Source organism: Citromicrobium bathyomarinum (genome assembly GCF_021021475.1).
GTDB lineage: Bacteria > Pseudomonadota > Alphaproteobacteria > Sphingomonadales > Sphingomonadaceae > Alteriqipengyuania > Alteriqipengyuania bathyomarina.
Map to the genome: position 1 here is coordinate 115109 of NZ_JAINWL010000001.1, position 14299 is coordinate 129407.

Annotated in this window: 14 protein-coding genes; 6 read left to right on the forward strand and 8 right to left on the reverse strand. The window is 65.7% G+C overall.

The annotated features are described in order from the left end of the window. Positions 1-18: 18 nt before the first annotated feature. The 3 genes from purF to K7H93_RS00570 all read left to right on the forward strand — a co-directional run bounded on the left by purF (position 19) and on the right by K7H93_RS00570 (position 2668). Entirely contained in the window at positions 19-1506 is a 1488-nt protein-coding gene (purF, locus tag K7H93_RS00560) for an amidophosphoribosyltransferase (RefSeq protein WP_010237411.1), read from the forward strand. A 1-nt stretch (position 1507) separates the two neighbouring features. Then, entirely contained in the window at positions 1508-2221 is a 714-nt protein-coding gene (locus tag K7H93_RS00565; RefSeq protein WP_010237409.1) for an SDR family NAD(P)-dependent oxidoreductase, read from the forward strand. An 87-nt stretch (positions 2222-2308) separates the two neighbouring features. Continuing rightward, positions 2309-2668 (forward strand): PilZ domain-containing protein, encoded by a 360-nt coding sequence (locus tag K7H93_RS00570; RefSeq protein ID WP_010237406.1) that lies wholly within the window; start codon positions 2309-2311, stop codon positions 2666-2668. Positions 2669-2672: 4 nt separating this feature from the next. Here K7H93_RS00570 and K7H93_RS00575 read toward each other — a convergent pair whose 3' ends face one another. From K7H93_RS00575 to K7H93_RS00585, 3 genes are read right to left on the reverse strand one after another with little or no spacing between them, the layout of a single operon-like run. Then, positions 2673-3842 (reverse strand): serine hydrolase domain-containing protein, encoded by a 1170-nt coding sequence (locus tag K7H93_RS00575; RefSeq protein WP_230781892.1) that lies wholly within the window; start codon positions 3840-3842, stop codon positions 2673-2675. Between the two features lies 1 nt (position 3843). Next, positions 3844-5100 (reverse strand): SAM-dependent methyltransferase, encoded by a 1257-nt coding sequence (locus tag K7H93_RS00580; RefSeq protein ID WP_230781893.1) that lies wholly within the window; start codon positions 5098-5100, stop codon positions 3844-3846. 56 nt (positions 5101-5156) lie between these two features. Further along, entirely contained in the window at positions 5157-6560 is a 1404-nt protein-coding gene (locus tag K7H93_RS00585) for a cryptochrome/photolyase family protein (RefSeq protein WP_230781895.1), read from the reverse strand. Between the two features lie 40 nt (positions 6561-6600). Between K7H93_RS00585 and K7H93_RS00590 the strand changes: the two genes are divergently transcribed. Further along, positions 6601-7374, forward strand: a complete 774-nt coding sequence (locus K7H93_RS00590; RefSeq protein ID WP_230781897.1) for a phosphatase PAP2 family protein — start codon at positions 6601-6603, stop codon at positions 7372-7374. Here K7H93_RS00590 and K7H93_RS00595 read toward each other — a convergent pair. Genes K7H93_RS00595 through K7H93_RS00605 form a run of 3 tightly spaced genes read right to left on the reverse strand, consistent with a single transcriptional unit; the run spans position 7371 to position 10758 of the window. Next, a complete protein-coding gene (locus K7H93_RS00595; protein WP_230781899.1) occupies positions 7371-8405 on the reverse strand; it encodes a 2-oxoacid:ferredoxin oxidoreductase subunit beta in 1035 nt (344 codons plus the stop codon). The genes K7H93_RS00590 and K7H93_RS00595 overlap by 4 nt on opposite strands. Continuing rightward, complete coding sequence (locus K7H93_RS00600) at positions 8402-8824, reverse strand: hypothetical protein (protein ID WP_230781901.1); 423 nt, start codon at positions 8822-8824, stop codon at positions 8402-8404. Before K7H93_RS00600 ends, K7H93_RS00595 begins: the two co-directional genes overlap by 4 nt. Next, the gene (locus K7H93_RS00605) at positions 8824-10758 is read right to left on the reverse strand and encodes a 2-oxoacid:acceptor oxidoreductase subunit alpha (protein WP_230781903.1); all 1935 of its coding nucleotides are present in this window, start codon (positions 10756-10758) and stop codon (positions 8824-8826) included. Before K7H93_RS00605 ends, K7H93_RS00600 begins: the two co-directional genes overlap by 1 nt. A 176-nt stretch (positions 10759-10934) precedes the next feature. Here K7H93_RS00605 and K7H93_RS00610 point away from each other — a divergent pair, with 176 nt between their 5' ends. After that, the gene (locus K7H93_RS00610) at positions 10935-11906 is read left to right on the forward strand and encodes an alpha/beta hydrolase (protein WP_230781905.1); all 972 of its coding nucleotides are present in this window, start codon (positions 10935-10937) and stop codon (positions 11904-11906) included. Next, positions 11903-12400, forward strand: a complete 498-nt coding sequence (locus K7H93_RS00615) for an RNA pyrophosphohydrolase (RefSeq protein ID WP_010237389.1) — start codon at positions 11903-11905, stop codon at positions 12398-12400. Before K7H93_RS00610 ends, K7H93_RS00615 begins: the two co-directional genes overlap by 4 nt. A 53-nt stretch (positions 12401-12453) precedes the next feature. Here K7H93_RS00615 and K7H93_RS00620 read toward each other — a convergent pair whose 3' ends face one another. Both K7H93_RS00620 and K7H93_RS00625 read right to left on the reverse strand, forming a co-directional pair. Next, the gene (locus K7H93_RS00620; protein WP_226660464.1) at positions 12454-12987 is read right to left on the reverse strand and encodes a tetratricopeptide repeat protein; all 534 of its coding nucleotides are present in this window, start codon (positions 12985-12987) and stop codon (positions 12454-12456) included. Positions 12988-13049: 62 nt separating this feature from the next. Further along, positions 13050-14240 carry an RsmB/NOP family class I SAM-dependent RNA methyltransferase gene (locus K7H93_RS00625; protein ID WP_230781907.1) on the reverse strand — a complete coding sequence of 397 codons (1191 nt, stop codon included), beginning with the start codon at positions 14238-14240 and terminating at the stop codon, positions 13050-13052. Positions 14241-14299: the final 59 nt, after the last annotated feature.

The window sequence follows — 14299 nt, forward strand, 5'->3', positions numbered from 1 at the left end:
AATCGGGCGCCCCCACCCATGGACCTGCAACACCCCTTCCACGACGAGAACGGCGACAGCCTGCATGAAGAATGCGGGGTGTTCGGCGCGATCAATGCCGGCAGCGAGGCTGCGACCACCACCGCACTGGGCCTCCACGCCCTGCAGCACCGCGGTCAGGAGGCCGCCGGGATCAGCAGTTTCGACGGCACGCACTTCTACACCCGGCGCGGGCTCGGCCATGTGGCGGAGAATTTCTCGAGCGCGGAATCGATTGCCGAACTGCCCGGTTTCATGGCCGTCGGCCACGTCCGCTATTCGACCACCGGCGGCGCCGGGCTGCGCAACGTCCAGCCCCTATACGCCGATCTCGCGAGCGGCGGCTTCGCCATCGCGCATAACGGCAACATCTCCAACGCGGCGACGCTGCGCGAGGAACTGGTCGGCAAGGGCGCGATCTTCCAGTCGACCAGCGATACCGAGGTGATCATCCACCTCGTCGCGACCAGCCGTTACCCCACCATGCTCGACAAGCTGACCGACGCGCTGCGGCTGGTTGAAGGCGCCTATGCGCTGATCGTGGCGACCCCGCGCGGAATGGCGGCGTGCCGCGACCCGCTGGGCATCCGTCCGTTGCAGATGGGCCGGATGGGGGATGCGGTGGTGTTTGCCAGCGAGACCGTCGCCTTCGACGTGGTCGGCGCTAAATTCGAACGTGAGGTCGAGCCGGGCGAACTGATCGAAGTCGATTTCGACGGCACGATCCGCTCGCATCGCCCCTTCGGCGACAACCCGCCCCGCCCGTGCATTTTCGAGCACGTCTATTTCAGCCGGCCCGATTCGATCTTCGCCGGGCGCTCGGTTTACGAGGCGCGCAAGGCAATCGGCTCGGAGCTGGCCAACGAAGCCCCATGCGAAGCGGACCTGGTAGTGCCGGTGCCCGATTCGGGCGTGCCCGCCGCGATCGGTTACGCCCAGCAATCGGGCCTCCCGTTCGAACTCGGGATCATCCGCAGCCACTATGTCGGCAGGACCTTCATCCAGCCCTCCGATGGCGCGCGTCATTCGGGCGTACGGCGCAAGCACAATGCCAATCGCGGGCTCGTAGAGGGCAAGCGGATCGTGCTGATCGACGATTCGATCGTGCGCGGCACGACCAGCATGAAGATCGTCGAGATGATGCGCGATGCGGGCGCGACGGAGGTTCACTTCCGCGTCGCCAGCCCGCCGACCGCGCACAGCTGCTATTACGGGGTCGACACGCCCGAGCGCAGCAAGCTGCTCGCCGCACGGATGGAGCTTGAGCCGATGCGCGAGTTCATCAAGGCGGACAGCCTCGCGTTTATTTCGATCGACGGCCTCTACCGCGCCGTCGGGCGCGAATCGCGCGACAAGGCGTGCCCGCAGTTCTGCGATGCCTGCTTCACGGGCGATTACCCCACCCGGTTGACCGACTTTACGCGCAACCAGCAGGGCGCAGCGCAGCTTTCCTTCCCTGAAAACAAGCCAGCCAACAAGGTCGCCTGACATGGCAGAGAACAAGCCGTTCGAGGGGCGCGTTGCGCTCGTCACCGGAGCATCGCGCGGAATCGGCGCTGCCACCGCCCAAGCGCTCGCCGCTAAAGGCGCGCACGTCATCCTGACCGCGCGCGACGATGCCGCGCTTGAGCGGGTCGAGGATGCGATCCACAATGACGGCGGCACTGCCACGATCGCGCCCGTCGATCTGACCGAGAACGATGGCGTTGCGCGACTCGCCCAGGCGATCTCCAGCCGCTGGGACGCGCTCGACATGCTGGTGATCAGCGCGGCCTACCTGCCCACCCTGACTCCCGTGACGCAGATCGAGCCGAAGCAGTTCAACAATGCGATCACGGTCAACCTGCTCGCCACGCAGGCGCTGCTCGCCGGGCTGCACCCGATGCTCAAGCGCGCCGACGCCGGCCGCGTGATCGGCCTGACCAGCAGCGTGGGCGCAACCCCGCGCGCCTACTGGTCTGCCTACGGATCGACCAAGGCCGCGTTCGACAACCTGCTGGAATGCTACGCGCAGGAAGTCGCCAACACAGGCGCGATCCGCGTCGCGCTGGTCGATCCGGGTGCCACCCGAACCGCCATGCGCGAGAAAGCCTATCCAGGCGAAGACCCGCAAACGGTCAAGCCGCCCGAGGAAGTGGCCAGCCGGATCGCGGAGCTTTTCGAAGGCGATTTCGAGACCGGTCACCGGGAAAGAGTTGGTTAAGGCGGTTTAGCCAACCCTCATCATATTCGCGCAAGCAGGTCTGCGCGAAACCCGTCTAGGGAAAAATACTAGGACGGGTGAATCGAGATGGTTGCGTTGAAGCACGGCTATGCCGACGCGGTGCAGGAAGACCGGTGCGCGCCGCGCACGAAGCTTGCAATACCGGCGCAATTGCGCGTCAGCGGGGGCGGCACTTTCCGCACGGTAGTCCACGATCTGTCGATCGCTGGCTTCAGCGCATCATCGATCGGGCGGCTGCATCCCGAACAGGCCTGCTGGCTGACACTGCCGAGCCTCCAGCCGATCGAGGCGCGGGTCGTCTGGTGGAACCACTCGATTGCGGGGGCCGCCTTCGAAAACATGCTCGCCGCCGAAGTACTCGACGATCTGCTGTCCGTCTGGCGGGCCCCGAAAGGTGGCGGAGTGACCCGATCCTGCCTGTTCTGAGCGGCTAGAGTCCCGCCCCGATCGTCGCCATGAGCTTGGCGCGTTCGGCGGAGAGGTCCTTGCCGGTCGCGGCCGGCCAGTTGGATACAATCGCGATCACCACCCGGCTGGCGGGGAGGATCGTGATCGACTGGCCGAATATCCCCTGCGCGCCGAAATTGTCGCCGGGATAGGTCCACCACTGATAGCCGTAGCCATAGCCGTTGCCGAAATCGACGTGCGGCGATCCCGCTTCGGCGAACCAGCCATCAGGCACCACGCCATCCCCGCCTTCCAGCGCGAACTGGCCCATCCGCGCATAATCGCTGAGCGCGGCCGACAGGCAGCAGCCGCCAACGCTGCGGCCCGACAGATCGGTCTGCCAGAACAGCGGGTGCGCAAAGCCGGCCGGGTCGACGATCTTGCGCTTGGCATATTCGGCCAGCGTCTCGCCCACCGCGTTTTCCACCAGCACGCCGATCAGGTTGGTCTCGCCGGTCTTGTAGACCCACTTTTCCCCCGCTGGTGTCTCTCGCGGCAGGGTCTTCATATATTCGACCACCTGGTCCTGACCCGGCTTGGGGGTGACGTTGAACATTTTCGCGACGTCGGAATTGGGATCGGTGTAGTCCTCGTTCCACTTCACGCCCGAGGTCATCGTGGCGAGCTGTTCGACCGTCACATCGTCGTAAGCGCTGCCCTTCAGCCCGGGAATGTACTGCGACACGGGATCGCTCAGGCTGGCGATGAAACCGTCCTTCAGCGCCGCGCCCAGCAGGGTCGAGGTAAAGCTCTTGGCGACCGAGAAGCTGGTCCAGCGATCATCGGGACCAAAGCCGAGGCCATAGTCGACAAAGCGGACCTTGCCGTCCTGCAGCACCATCACCCCGGCTGCGTTCTGGCTGGCCATATAGGCGCGGATCGCGGCCTGTGTCTTGGCGGGCAGTGCCTCGCCCTGCGGAAGCGCCCGGGGCGTCGCGGGCAGAGCGACCTCCTGACCCGGGAAGAAGGTTTCCATCGAGCGGAAGCGGGCCGAGCGCGTGGCATCGTCCCAGAACAGCACCTCTGCTCCCACCACTGGCAGCGGGTCCGAGGGCATGCTCGCGGTGACGCCGCGCGCGGTATCGACCGGAGCGGTCGCGCATCCGGCGAGCGGCAGGGCGAGCGCCCCGATCAGCGCGAGGTACTTGGTCATCTCATCTCTCCTTAACCAGGGTCACCTGGTACACATCGATCCCGCCACCGCGGAAACCGCCTTCGCAATACATCAGGTAATAGCGCCACAGGGCGCGGAAGCGTTCGTCAAAGCCTTCGGGCAATAGCGACTCCGCCGCCGCCCGATCGAACGCCTCGCGCCAGATCCGCAACGTTTCGGCGTAGTCGATCCCGAAGCGCTTCTCGTCCGTCCAGCGCAGCCCGCGTTCCTCGCCGAGCGCGCGGAATTCGGACGCGCGGATCAGCAGGCCGCCGGGGAAGATATAGGCCTGGATGAAGTCCGCGCTGGCGGCGTAGGAATCGAACAGCGCATCGTCGATCGCGATGAACTGGATCGCGGCGCGCCCGCCCGGTTTCAGGTTCCGCGCAACGCAATCCATGAAGGTCGGCCAATATTCGCGGCCCAGCGCTTCGACCATCTCGACGCTGGCGATCGCGTCGTACTGGCCGTTGGTGTCGCGGTAATCCTGATACAGGAAGCGCGCATCGCCGACGCTTTGCCGCCGGGCCCAGGCAAGCTGCTCTTCCGACAGGCTGATCGCGTCGACCTTCGCCCCGCGATCCGCCGCCGCGCGTGCCAGAGTGCCCCAGCCACATCCGATTTCGAGCAGTGTTTCCCCGGGCTTGAGCGCTACGCGGTCGAGGATCGCATCGATCTTCGCCCGCTGCGCCATATTGAGCGTCTGGGGCGCGCTGCCTTCATCGAACAGCGCGGCCGAATAGGTCATCGTCTCGCCCAGCCATGCGGCGTAGAAATCATTGCCGAGGTCGTAGTGCGCGGAGATGTTCTTCTCCGCCCCTTTGCGGGTGTTACGCTGCTTGCCATGCGCGCTGCGCAGCGCGCGCTTCCATCCGCCCTTGGCGCGGGCGGTATCGCCCAACGTAGCCGCGTTTTGCATGAACAGAGCGAACAGCGGCACCGGATCGGGGCTCGACCATTCGCCCGCCTCCCACGCCTGATACCAGCCCACCGAACCGCCGGTCGCGACCCTCACCAGCGCGCGCCAGTTGTGGATCGTCACCTCCGCCTCGAAACCCGGTGAGCGGCCGCCGAGCAGCCGCGTGCTGCCATCGGGCAAGCGCCCAAGCACCGCGCCACGTGCGATGCCTTCGTCCATCTTGTCGAGCAGCTTGTGAAATCCGGGGGCGAGCAGGCGGGCGAAGATGCCCGGCTTCCGTTCGAAGCGTTGCGATGCGGCGAGCAAATCGCCCCCGCGCTGGTTTTCGCTTACCCCCATTGAGGCCCGCTTATGCCCCGCAGCCCCGTGGGCGACAACCCGTCATGCGCGCGCCATCAATCGTCCTTCATCGCGCGGTAGGCTTCCAGCGCCCGTTCGCGCGCCTCCTTGTGGCCGATGATCTTTGCCGGGTAGTCGCTGGGGCGGCATTTGTCCGAGGGATCGTGGATTTCGCTGTCGGGCAGGTCCGCCAGTTCGGGCACCCATTCGCGGATATAGCCGGCCGCATCGAACTTCTCGCTCTGGCTTAGGGGGGCCATGATCCGCGGGAACATGTTGCTGTCCACACCGGTGCCCGCGACCCACTGCCAGTTGGTGCCGTTGCTGGCGTAGTCGGCATCGACCAGCGTGTCCCAGAACCAGCGCTCGCCGTGGCGCCAGTCGATCAGCAGGTGCTTGATGAGGAAGCTGGCCGCGATCATCCGCACGCGGTTGTGCATCCAGCCGATCGCCCACAGCTGGCGCATCCCGGCATCGACGATGGGGTAGCCGGTACGGCCCTGCTGCCAGGCCTCCAGCTCTTCTTGAATCACGTGCCCGCGATTGGGATTGCGCCAGAGCTTGGCGTCGTCGATCGCGTCGCGGTAGCTCTCTTCGGGGTAGCGCGGGAACTGGCACAGGATGTTCTGCGCATAATCGCGCCAGATCAGCTCGCTCTCGTAAGTCCGCCAGCCGTCGCTGCGCTTGTCCTTCATCCGATGCCAGATCTGGACCGGGGAAATCTCGCCCCAGTGCAGGTGCGGCGACATCTGGCTGGTCTGATCGACCGATGGCAGGTTACGGCCTTCGTCGTACTCGCCGACATGATCGGCCCACCAGTCGAGCCGTTCGTGCGCGGCGTCTTCGCCGATCGACCAGAACTTCGCCATCTGCGTGGACCAGTCGGGATTGGTTGGGAGCAGGCTCCAATCCGCCAGATCGTCGCTCGGCGGCAGGTCCCTGGGCTGGGAAATCGTCTCCGGCGCAGGCAGGTCGTCGCGCGGCGGCATCAGGTCGCGCATCGTTCGGGAAAATGGGGTGTATATCTTGTAGGGGTCACCTGAGCCCGTGGTCGCGGTGCCAGGTGGCATCAGGTAATTCCCGTCGTGCAGTTCTAAGTCGCACCCCTCGGGCAGCGCCGTCTTCAGATCGCCCTGTGCCTTACGCCACCACGGTTCGTAATGGCGGTTGGCGTGGATCGCACTCGCCCCGGTCTTCGCCGCGAGGTCTGCGAGGATGTCCACGCTGTCGCCACGCCGCAGGATCAGCGACGCGTTGTGCCGTCCGAAACTCTTCGCCAGACTCTCCAGCGAATGGTGCAACCACCAGCGCGAGGCACCGCCGTATTTTCGATCCCCCGTCCGCTCGTCGTCGAGCACGAAGACCGGGATGATCGGCCCGGCCTGGGCCGCTGCGTAGAGCGCGGGATTGTCTGCGAGCCGCAGGTCGCGCCGCAGCCAGACGATTTGAGGAGAAGCCATGCGAGAGGAACCTCGCACCAAACAGGCTGTTCCTGCTCGCATGGATCATATCCACATCGGACACGGACACGAGCCCCAGGCGACTCTCCCCGCCGAGACCGTTGCGCTTCCCGAGCGTGGCTTCACGATCAACCGCAGCAAGGCACTGATTGCCGCGGGCGTGCTGTGGGCGATCTGGGGCTTGATGATCTGGCTGGTCACACAGGGCCGCACTGCCGACTTCGACCATTCGGGGCTGATGCTCTATCGCGCGGGCATCGATCTCCAGCCGCTGGGCGGCAACATGCTGCAAGAGGCGGTGCGCGATATCACCGCGCTGGGCGGGCTCCTCCTCTCAACCCTCGCGGCGGGGGCAGCGGCGATCGCCCTTCTTTTCCTGCGGATGCGGCGCGAGGCGATGCTGTTTACGCTTACCGTCGTCCTAGGCTGGGGGCTCAACGCACTCATGAAAACGCTTGTCGGGCGGGAGCGCCCCACCCTCGTCCCGCATCTGACCGAGGCGGCGGGCTACAGCTTCCCGAGCGGACACAGCTTTACCTCGGCGATGATCTATATCGGCATGGCGCTGGCCTTCGCCTCGTTCAGCGGCAGGCACTCGGTGCGCTATACGCTGATCGGAAGCGCGATGGTGATCTCCGCGATGATCGCGTGGAGCCGGGTGATGTTGGGCGTGCACTTCCCCAGCGACGTGATCGCCGGATGGTCCGGCGGCGCGGCGTGGGCCTTCACCGCCGCCGCGCTGCTATACGAACCGGCCAAGCGCGCTGCCGACAGCGCGGCAGCGCACGGGCTCGATCCGCTGGGTCACCGCTAAACCGGGTCCTGTGCCGTCCCGTCGACGGTCCAGGTCTGGCCGCCGCTGAGCAGCTTGGCGAGGTTGGCTTCCTTGCCGCTGACCGAAGCTTCGCGCTCCGCAATCACCGCACTTTCGTAAGTCGGTGCAGGATCGTCGTAGAGCACGCCCAGCGGCATGGGGAATTCGCCGAAGGGCAGTTCTGCCAGCATGTGCGCCATTACGCGGTTCTTCACGTTGTGGACGCGCACGCCTGCAGCCTGCCAGTCGCCATCGACGACATCGACCACGGTGAAGTGAAGGTTCTCGGCATCGAAGGCGAGGCCCTTCGCACCCTTGTCGAACAGCATCGGCTCACCGTCGGCCAGCCACAGCTGCTGGCCCTCGGCACCCTTGGGGGCGGCGAAGGCATCGAACACATCCTTGTTGTAGACGATGCAGTTCTGGAAGATCTCGACGAAGGCCGCGCCCTGATGAGCGTGTGCGGCCTTGAGCACATCGGGCAGGTTCTTCGACACGTCGATCCCGCGCCCGACGAACCGCGCGCCGCTGCCCAGCGCGAAGGCGCAAGGGTTGGCGGGATGATCGACCGAGCCGATCGGGCTGGTCGGCGAGCGCGTGCCTTCGCGGCTGGTGGGCGAGTACTGGCCTTTGGTGAGGCCATAAATCTCGTTGTTGAACAGCATGATCTGCATGTTCACGTTGCGTCGAAGCACATGCATCATGTGGTTGCCGCCGATCGACAGGCCATCGCCATCGCCGGTCACCAGCCAGACATCGAGGTCCGGATTGGCGAGCTTCACACCCGTCGCCACCGCAGGCGCGCGGCCGTGGATCGTGTGGAAGCCGTAGCTCTCGATGTAATAGGGAAAGCGGCTGGAGCAGCCGATGCCCGAGATGAACACGGTGTTCGCCGGATCGCAGCCAAGCTGCGGCAGCGTGCGCTGCACGGCCTTGAGGATCGCATAGTCCCCGCAACCCGGGCACCAGCGGACCTCCTGGTCGGTTTCCCAGTCCTTGAGCGTGGTTTCGATTTTAACGGGTGCATTCATGTGGTCACACCTTCGCGCTTAATGCTGCGCAATTTGCTGAGAACATTTACTAAATGAGGGAGCATGAGGCCACCTAAGGAGGCACCGGCCATCCGACCGCCCTCGAGAGGCAGGAGGATCATCGCGGCCACTAGCCCAATGCAGAACAGCACCCCAACGCAGGTCGTCACGAGCCCCATCGCAACGCGCTTTTCGGCGTCATATTGAGCAAAACCGATATGGAGATCGTCGTACATCTCGTCGCGCGTATAACCGACGACGGGGATGATTGCCGCTCCGAGCAACATGCCGGTTAGCGATGCGACAAGTACATTATCGGTGAGCATGCCCGCGCTGCTGGCCAGAATCCACGCCAAACAAAAAATGGCAAACTGGACCAAATGTCGCCGCTTTACACCCTGCCCTTTGGAGCGGCCCATCACTCGCTCTCCACCGGGCTCGGCAGCTGCTGGTCGTTCGCCGCGACCTCGCCGCCCTCGTTACCCTCGATGTCATCGAAATAGGCGCAGATCGCCTCTTCAAGTTCGGCGATCTGGAACGGCTGGCCGCTGGTCTTGGTCAGGCTTTCGGCATCGACCAGTAGCTGGTCGCGCAGCACCGTCTTGAACTGGCCGGTGTTCATTTCGGGCACCAGAACGCGCTCGAACCCGCTGAGCAGCTCGCCGAGGTTCGCAGGCAGCGGCCAGATGTGGCGCACGTGGATGTGCGAAACCGAGCAGCCCTTCTCGATGCTGCGGCGCACCGCCTGCTTGATCGGGCCGTAGGTGCTGCCCCAGCCGACGACCGCCAGCTTGCCGGTCGTCTCGCCGAACGCGACTTCCTGATCGGGCACGGGGATGTTCGCGATCTTGTCGCGCCGCGTGTCGGTCATCAGCTGGTGGTTGGCCGGATCGTAGGAGATGTTGCCGGTGGTGGCGTCCTTCTCGATCCCGCCGATGCGGTGCATCATGTGCGGAGTGCCGGGCTTGATCCACGGGCGCGAACCGTTTTCGTTGCGCTTGTAGGGCTCCAGCACATCGCCGCGCGGTTCGGTCAGGAACGTGGCTGGGAACGGCTCGAAGCTGCTCGGATCGGGCACCTTCCACGGCTCGGCTGCATTGGCGATGTAGCCATCGGTCAGCAACATCACCGGGGTCATGTATTTAACCGCCAGTCGGCAGGCCTCGATCGCGACCTCGAAGGCATCGCCGGGGCTGCGCGCGGCGATCACCGGCATCGGCGCATCGCCGTTGCGGCCATAGACGGCCTGATAGAGGTCGCTCTGCTCGGTCTTGGTCGGCAGGCCCGTCGACGGCCCGCCGCGCTGAGAATTGACCACCACCAGCGGCAGCTCGGTCATGATTCCCAGGCCTAGCGCCTCGGTCTTGAGCGCGATGCCAGGCCCGGAGGACGAGGTGACGCCCAGCTGGCCGGCATAGCTCGCGCCGATGGCTGCGCACACGGCGGCAATCTCGTCTTCCGCCTGGAAGGTGGTGACGCCGTATTCCTTCAGCCGCGCGAGGTGATGCAAGATCGCTGAGGCGGGCGTGATCGGGTAGCCGCCGAAGAACATCGGCAGCTCGGCCAGCTGTGCGCCGGCCACGAGGCCGAGCGAGACCGCTTCCGCGCCCGTAATCGTGCGATAAAGCCCCGGCTCCGAAGGCGCGGGCGGCAGGTGGACCTGCTTGAGCGGCGCGGAAAGCTCCGCCGTCTCGCCATAGGCGTGCCCTGCGTCGAGGGCGGCGATGTTGGCAGCGGCGATATCCGGCGCCTTGGCGAACTTCTTGTTCAGCCAGTCATGCAGCGGTTCGCGCGGACGGTCGAACATCCACAACGCAAGGCCCAGCGTCCACATGTTCTTGCAGCGCAGGCCATCTTTCTTGCCAAGGCCGAAGGGCTCCACGGCTTCCAGCGTGCGCGCGGAAATGTCGAATGCGAGCACATCGAACGGCGCAAGCGTATCGTCGTCGAGCGGGCTCGCGTCGTACTTCGCCTTGTCGAGGTTGCGCTTGGTGAACTCGCCCGTGTCGACGATCACCAGCCCACCGGGCTTGAGCGCGGGCAAGTTCACCTTCAGCGCCGCCGGGTTCATCGCCACCAGCACATCGGGCGCATCGCCCGCAGTGTTGATCGCCCTCGATCCGAAATTGATCTGGAAGGCGGAGACGCCGAACAGCGTGCCCTGCGGCGCGCGGATCTCCGCCGGGAAGTCCGGGAAGGTCGCAAGGTCGTTGCCCGCCAGCGCGGTCGACAGCGTGAACTGCCCGCCGGTGAGCTGCATGCCGTCGCCGGAGTCGCCGGCGAAGCGGACCACGATCGCATCGGGAACGTCGGTTTGCGTAGTGGTGGAAGCGGGAGGCGCTTGAGTCGCCATTTTCTAACTATCCTTCGGGTCTTCGTGGCGCTTTGGAGACGCGCCTTGAACCGCCGCCTACGTGGCCGTCCGCAGCCGAGCAATCAAGTTTTTCTAATCCGGGGTAAGCAGATCGGTGGACAGGTTCATGTGCGAAAGCCTATCCAGCCCGGCCCGATTGATCGAAGGATACGACCATGGCCGACGTCTCCAGCACCAATGTCGATGGCGAACCTTTCGTGCGGCCCGACACGCGCGCCCTGCTCGATATGCTCAAGGCGATGAACCGCCCTCCGGTGGAGGAAGCGGGCGCAGTCGCAGGACGCGAAGGCATGCGCGCGATGGCGCAGATCGGCGAGGCTCCGGCGCGCGACATGGCGGTGGTGAAGGACGTCGCCGTCCCCGGCCCGGCAGGCGATATCCCCTGCCGCTTTTACGATACCCGCGAGTCGCGCGAAGCCGGACCGGTGGTGCTGTTCCTTCATGGCGGTGGCTTCGTGATCGGCGATCTGGAAGTCTACAATGCCCTGTGTACCGAGTTTGCCGCGCGGCTCGACCTGCCGGTGCTCTCGGTCGATTACCGACTCGCACCCGAACACCCCTTCCCCGCGGCGCCCGACGATTGCGAGGCTGCGGCGCGCTGGCTGGCCTCCTCGCCAGAAGAGCTTGGCCGCGAGATCACCGGGCTGGTCATCACTGGCGACAGTGCGGGCGGAAACCTGACGATCGTCACCACCAATGCGCTGCGCGACAAGCCGGCGGATGTGCCCGTGCTGGTCCAAGCGCCGATCTATCCGGTCGCGGACGAGGCCGGACAGCACGAGAGCTTCCGCCTCTTCAGCGACGGATACTTCCTCACCGGCGCGACCATGGCCTGGTTCACCAAGTGCTATGCCGCCGATCCTCAGAGCCCGCGCAATCTGCCCATGCTGGGCGATTGCAGCGATGCCCCGGCAACCGTGCTGTGCACCGCCGGGCTCGATCCGCTGCGCGATTCGGGTCGGAGCTATGCGGCCTCTATATTGAAGAATGGGACCGAGGTTACCTATCTGGAGTTTCCCGGCATCATCCACGGATTCTTCACCATGAGAAAGGCAATCCCCAGCGGCCAGGCCGACGTCGAGGCCTTTATCGATGCGGTTGGCGCAGCACTGGAACGACGCAAATGACCATGACTCAGGACCGCGACATCAACCAGCTCGGCTATCGCCTCTGCGTAGGGGTGATGCTGGTCAATTCAGCAGGCGACGCCTTTGTCGGCCGGCGGATCGACACCAAGGAAGGCGACTTCTGGCAGATGCCGCAGGGCGGCGTCGACGAGGGTGAAGACCTGCGCGAAGCCGCATTGCGCGAGCTGTGGGAAGAGACCGGCGTCATCGCGGACAAGATCGCAATCATCGGCCAGACCCGCGAACCTTTGCGTTACGACCTGCCGGACGAGCTGATCGGCAAGCTTTGGGGCGGCCTTTATCGCGGGCAGGAGCAGCACTGGTTCCTCGCCCGGTTCGAAGGGACCGACGACGATGTCGATCTGGAAGCGCACGAAACCCCGGAATTCTGCGAGTTCCGCTGGGTGCCCGCATCCACGCTTCCCGACCTGATCGTACCCTTCAAGAAGCGCGTCTACCGCGCCATCGTGACCGAGTTCGCGGACCTGATCTGAGCGCCCTTCCCGCTCCGCCTTGGCGGGACGGGAGGTCCGAGCCTTACAGGCCCCTACCGCGCGCCGCCGTCCGGCTTGGCGAGGTTCTGCGTTACCACCGCATCGGGCATCACCGCCTCGGCAGTCAGCACCTTGCTACTGCGTGGACCCTGCGCAATCGCGGTGGCGAGCGCGCGGGTCTCGGGGCAGCTGCCGCCACACAGCGATTCGAGCTGCGCGAGATTGCGCTGTGCCCGCTCGATCGCGCCCTTTTCCACCATCGCCGCACCTTCGCCCGCGATCGCGGCGTAATTGCCCGGATCGCGGGTCAGCGCTTCGCGGTAATAGCGGATCGCCTTACCCTGCAGCCCTTCACGACGCGCGGCCTCGGCCAGCGAGAGCAGGATCGGGGTGTATTGCGGATCGACCGCGAAGGCGGCCTCCAGCAGGTCGACCGCGCGCTGCGGCTGGCCGTCTTCCAGCGCGGTCTGCGCCTGAGCGATCAGCATGCCCGCACGCGGATCGACCTGAGCCTCTTTGGCCGAGCCAACACTCGCGGTCACCGCGACCAGCAGCGAAAGGGCGGCGGCGGCGGGTGCGAAACGCATGGCGGTCTCCTTCAGGGATGCCGGAAAAGTGGGCGACGGTTCGTCCATAGAACCGCAGGCTATCACGGCAAACGGCCCCTTGCGACGAAAAATCCGTCCGTGCCGTCGTGGAACGGGGACAGGCGGATTCCCTGCGCATTCTCGCCCCCGCGCGGCCTCCCCAGAGGCAGCGGCGGGAGGTCCGCACGCCAGCCATTATGTCTATCCAGAAAGCGCGCGAATCGATCCGCCCCCTCTTCGTCCAGCAGCGAGCAGGTGATGAACACCAGCCGCCCGCCCGGCTTCACCAGCTTCGCCCCCAACGCCAGCAGCGCGTCCTGAGTCGCAGAGAAGCGCGCCAGCCGGTCGGGCGTCAGCCGCCACTTGGCCTCCGGCTTGCGCCGCCAGGTGCCGGTGCCAGAGCATGGCGCGTCGATCAGCACGCAGTCGGCCTGCCCTGCCAGATCGGCCAGCGCCTCCATCTCCCTGCCCGGATCGAGCAGGCGCTGTTCCACATTGCTCGCCCCGGCACGCTCTGCACGCGGTCCGAGCTGCGAGAGACGGCGCTTGTCCGTGTCCGACGCGATCAGCCGACCGCGGTTCTCCATCGCCGCAGCAAGCGCCAGCGTCTTGCCGCCCGCGCCTGCGCACAGATCGATCACCGTTTCGCCCGCGCGCGCCTCTGCCGCGAGGCAGGCGATCTGGCTGCCGTGGTCCTGCACCTCGATCCGCCCTTCGCGATAGGCGGGCCACTGCTCGATCTGCGTGCCAGCCTCGAACCTGAGCGCGTGCGGCGCGGCGAGCGGCTCGCCCGGCTCGGGCAGGTCGATCGACGCGCGATCTGCCTTCAGCGTATTGACCCGCACGTCCAGCGGCGCACGGCCCATCAGCGCGGCCCCTTCCGCGCCCTTCACATCCGAGGCGGAGAGGCGTTTGGATAACCAGGCCGGTGCGAACCCGCTCTTGGCCACAGGCTCCTCGGGCTGGATCGCTGCGGGGCCATATTGCGACCCGTCGAACAGTGCGGAGATCGTGGTGTCCCGCTTCGCCAGCGCAAGCATCGCTGCGCGCCCGCTTTCGGGCACCGGGCCGCAATGGCGGATCGCGTCATAGACCAGCTCGCGCACCGCGCGGCGGTCCTTCGATCCGGCATAGCGGTTGGCCTTGGCCCAGTCGGCCACGATCCGGTCGGCCGGAGCGCCCTGCCCCTTTGCCGCGTCAATCACCTTGTCGAGGATGTCGATTGCCGCTTTTACGCGTGCAGCGGGCGTCATCGCCCGGTTTCCCGTTGCCCTGACACACCTGACACAGTGTCCAGAGGAGAAATATCTGG

What these genes read in the sequence shown, in the direction of transcription:
- K7H93_RS00565 (WP_010237409.1), top strand. Translation starts at nt 1,508, where the DNA reads ATGGCAGAGAACAAGCCGTTCGAGGGGCGCGTTGCGCTCGTCACCGGA.
- K7H93_RS00590 (WP_230781897.1), top strand. Translation starts at nt 6,601, where the DNA reads ATGGATCATATCCACATCGGACACGGACACGAGCCCCAGGCGACTCTC.
- K7H93_RS00595 (WP_230781899.1), bottom strand. Translation starts at nt 8,405, where the DNA reads ATGAATGCACCCGTTAAAATCGAAACCACGCTCAAGGACTGGGAAACC.
- K7H93_RS00575 (WP_230781892.1), bottom strand. Translation starts at nt 3,842, where the DNA reads ATGACCAAGTACCTCGCGCTGATCGGGGCGCTCGCCCTGCCGCTCGCC.
- purF (WP_010237411.1), top strand. Translation starts at nt 19, where the DNA reads ATGGACCTGCAACACCCCTTCCACGACGAGAACGGCGACAGCCTGCAT.
- K7H93_RS00600 (WP_230781901.1), bottom strand. Translation starts at nt 8,824, where the DNA reads ATGGGCCGCTCCAAAGGGCAGGGTGTAAAGCGGCGACATTTGGTCCAG.
- K7H93_RS00625 (WP_230781907.1), bottom strand. Translation starts at nt 14,240, where the DNA reads ATGACGCCCGCTGCACGCGTAAAAGCGGCAATCGACATCCTCGACAAG.
- K7H93_RS00605 (WP_230781903.1), bottom strand. Translation starts at nt 10,758, where the DNA reads ATGGCGACTCAAGCGCCTCCCGCTTCCACCACTACGCAAACCGACGTT.
- K7H93_RS00580 (WP_230781893.1), bottom strand. Translation starts at nt 5,100, where the DNA reads ATGGGGGTAAGCGAAAACCAGCGCGGGGGCGATTTGCTCGCCGCATCG.
- K7H93_RS00585 (WP_230781895.1), bottom strand. Translation starts at nt 6,560, where the DNA reads ATGGCTTCTCCTCAAATCGTCTGGCTGCGGCGCGACCTGCGGCTCGCA.
- K7H93_RS00620 (WP_226660464.1), bottom strand. Translation starts at nt 12,987, where the DNA reads ATGCGTTTCGCACCCGCCGCCGCCGCCCTTTCGCTGCTGGTCGCGGTG.
- K7H93_RS00570 (WP_010237406.1), top strand. Translation starts at nt 2,309, where the DNA reads ATGGTTGCGTTGAAGCACGGCTATGCCGACGCGGTGCAGGAAGACCGG.
- K7H93_RS00610 (WP_230781905.1), top strand. Translation starts at nt 10,935, where the DNA reads ATGGCCGACGTCTCCAGCACCAATGTCGATGGCGAACCTTTCGTGCGG.
- K7H93_RS00615 (WP_010237389.1), top strand. Translation starts at nt 11,903, where the DNA reads ATGACCATGACTCAGGACCGCGACATCAACCAGCTCGGCTATCGCCTC.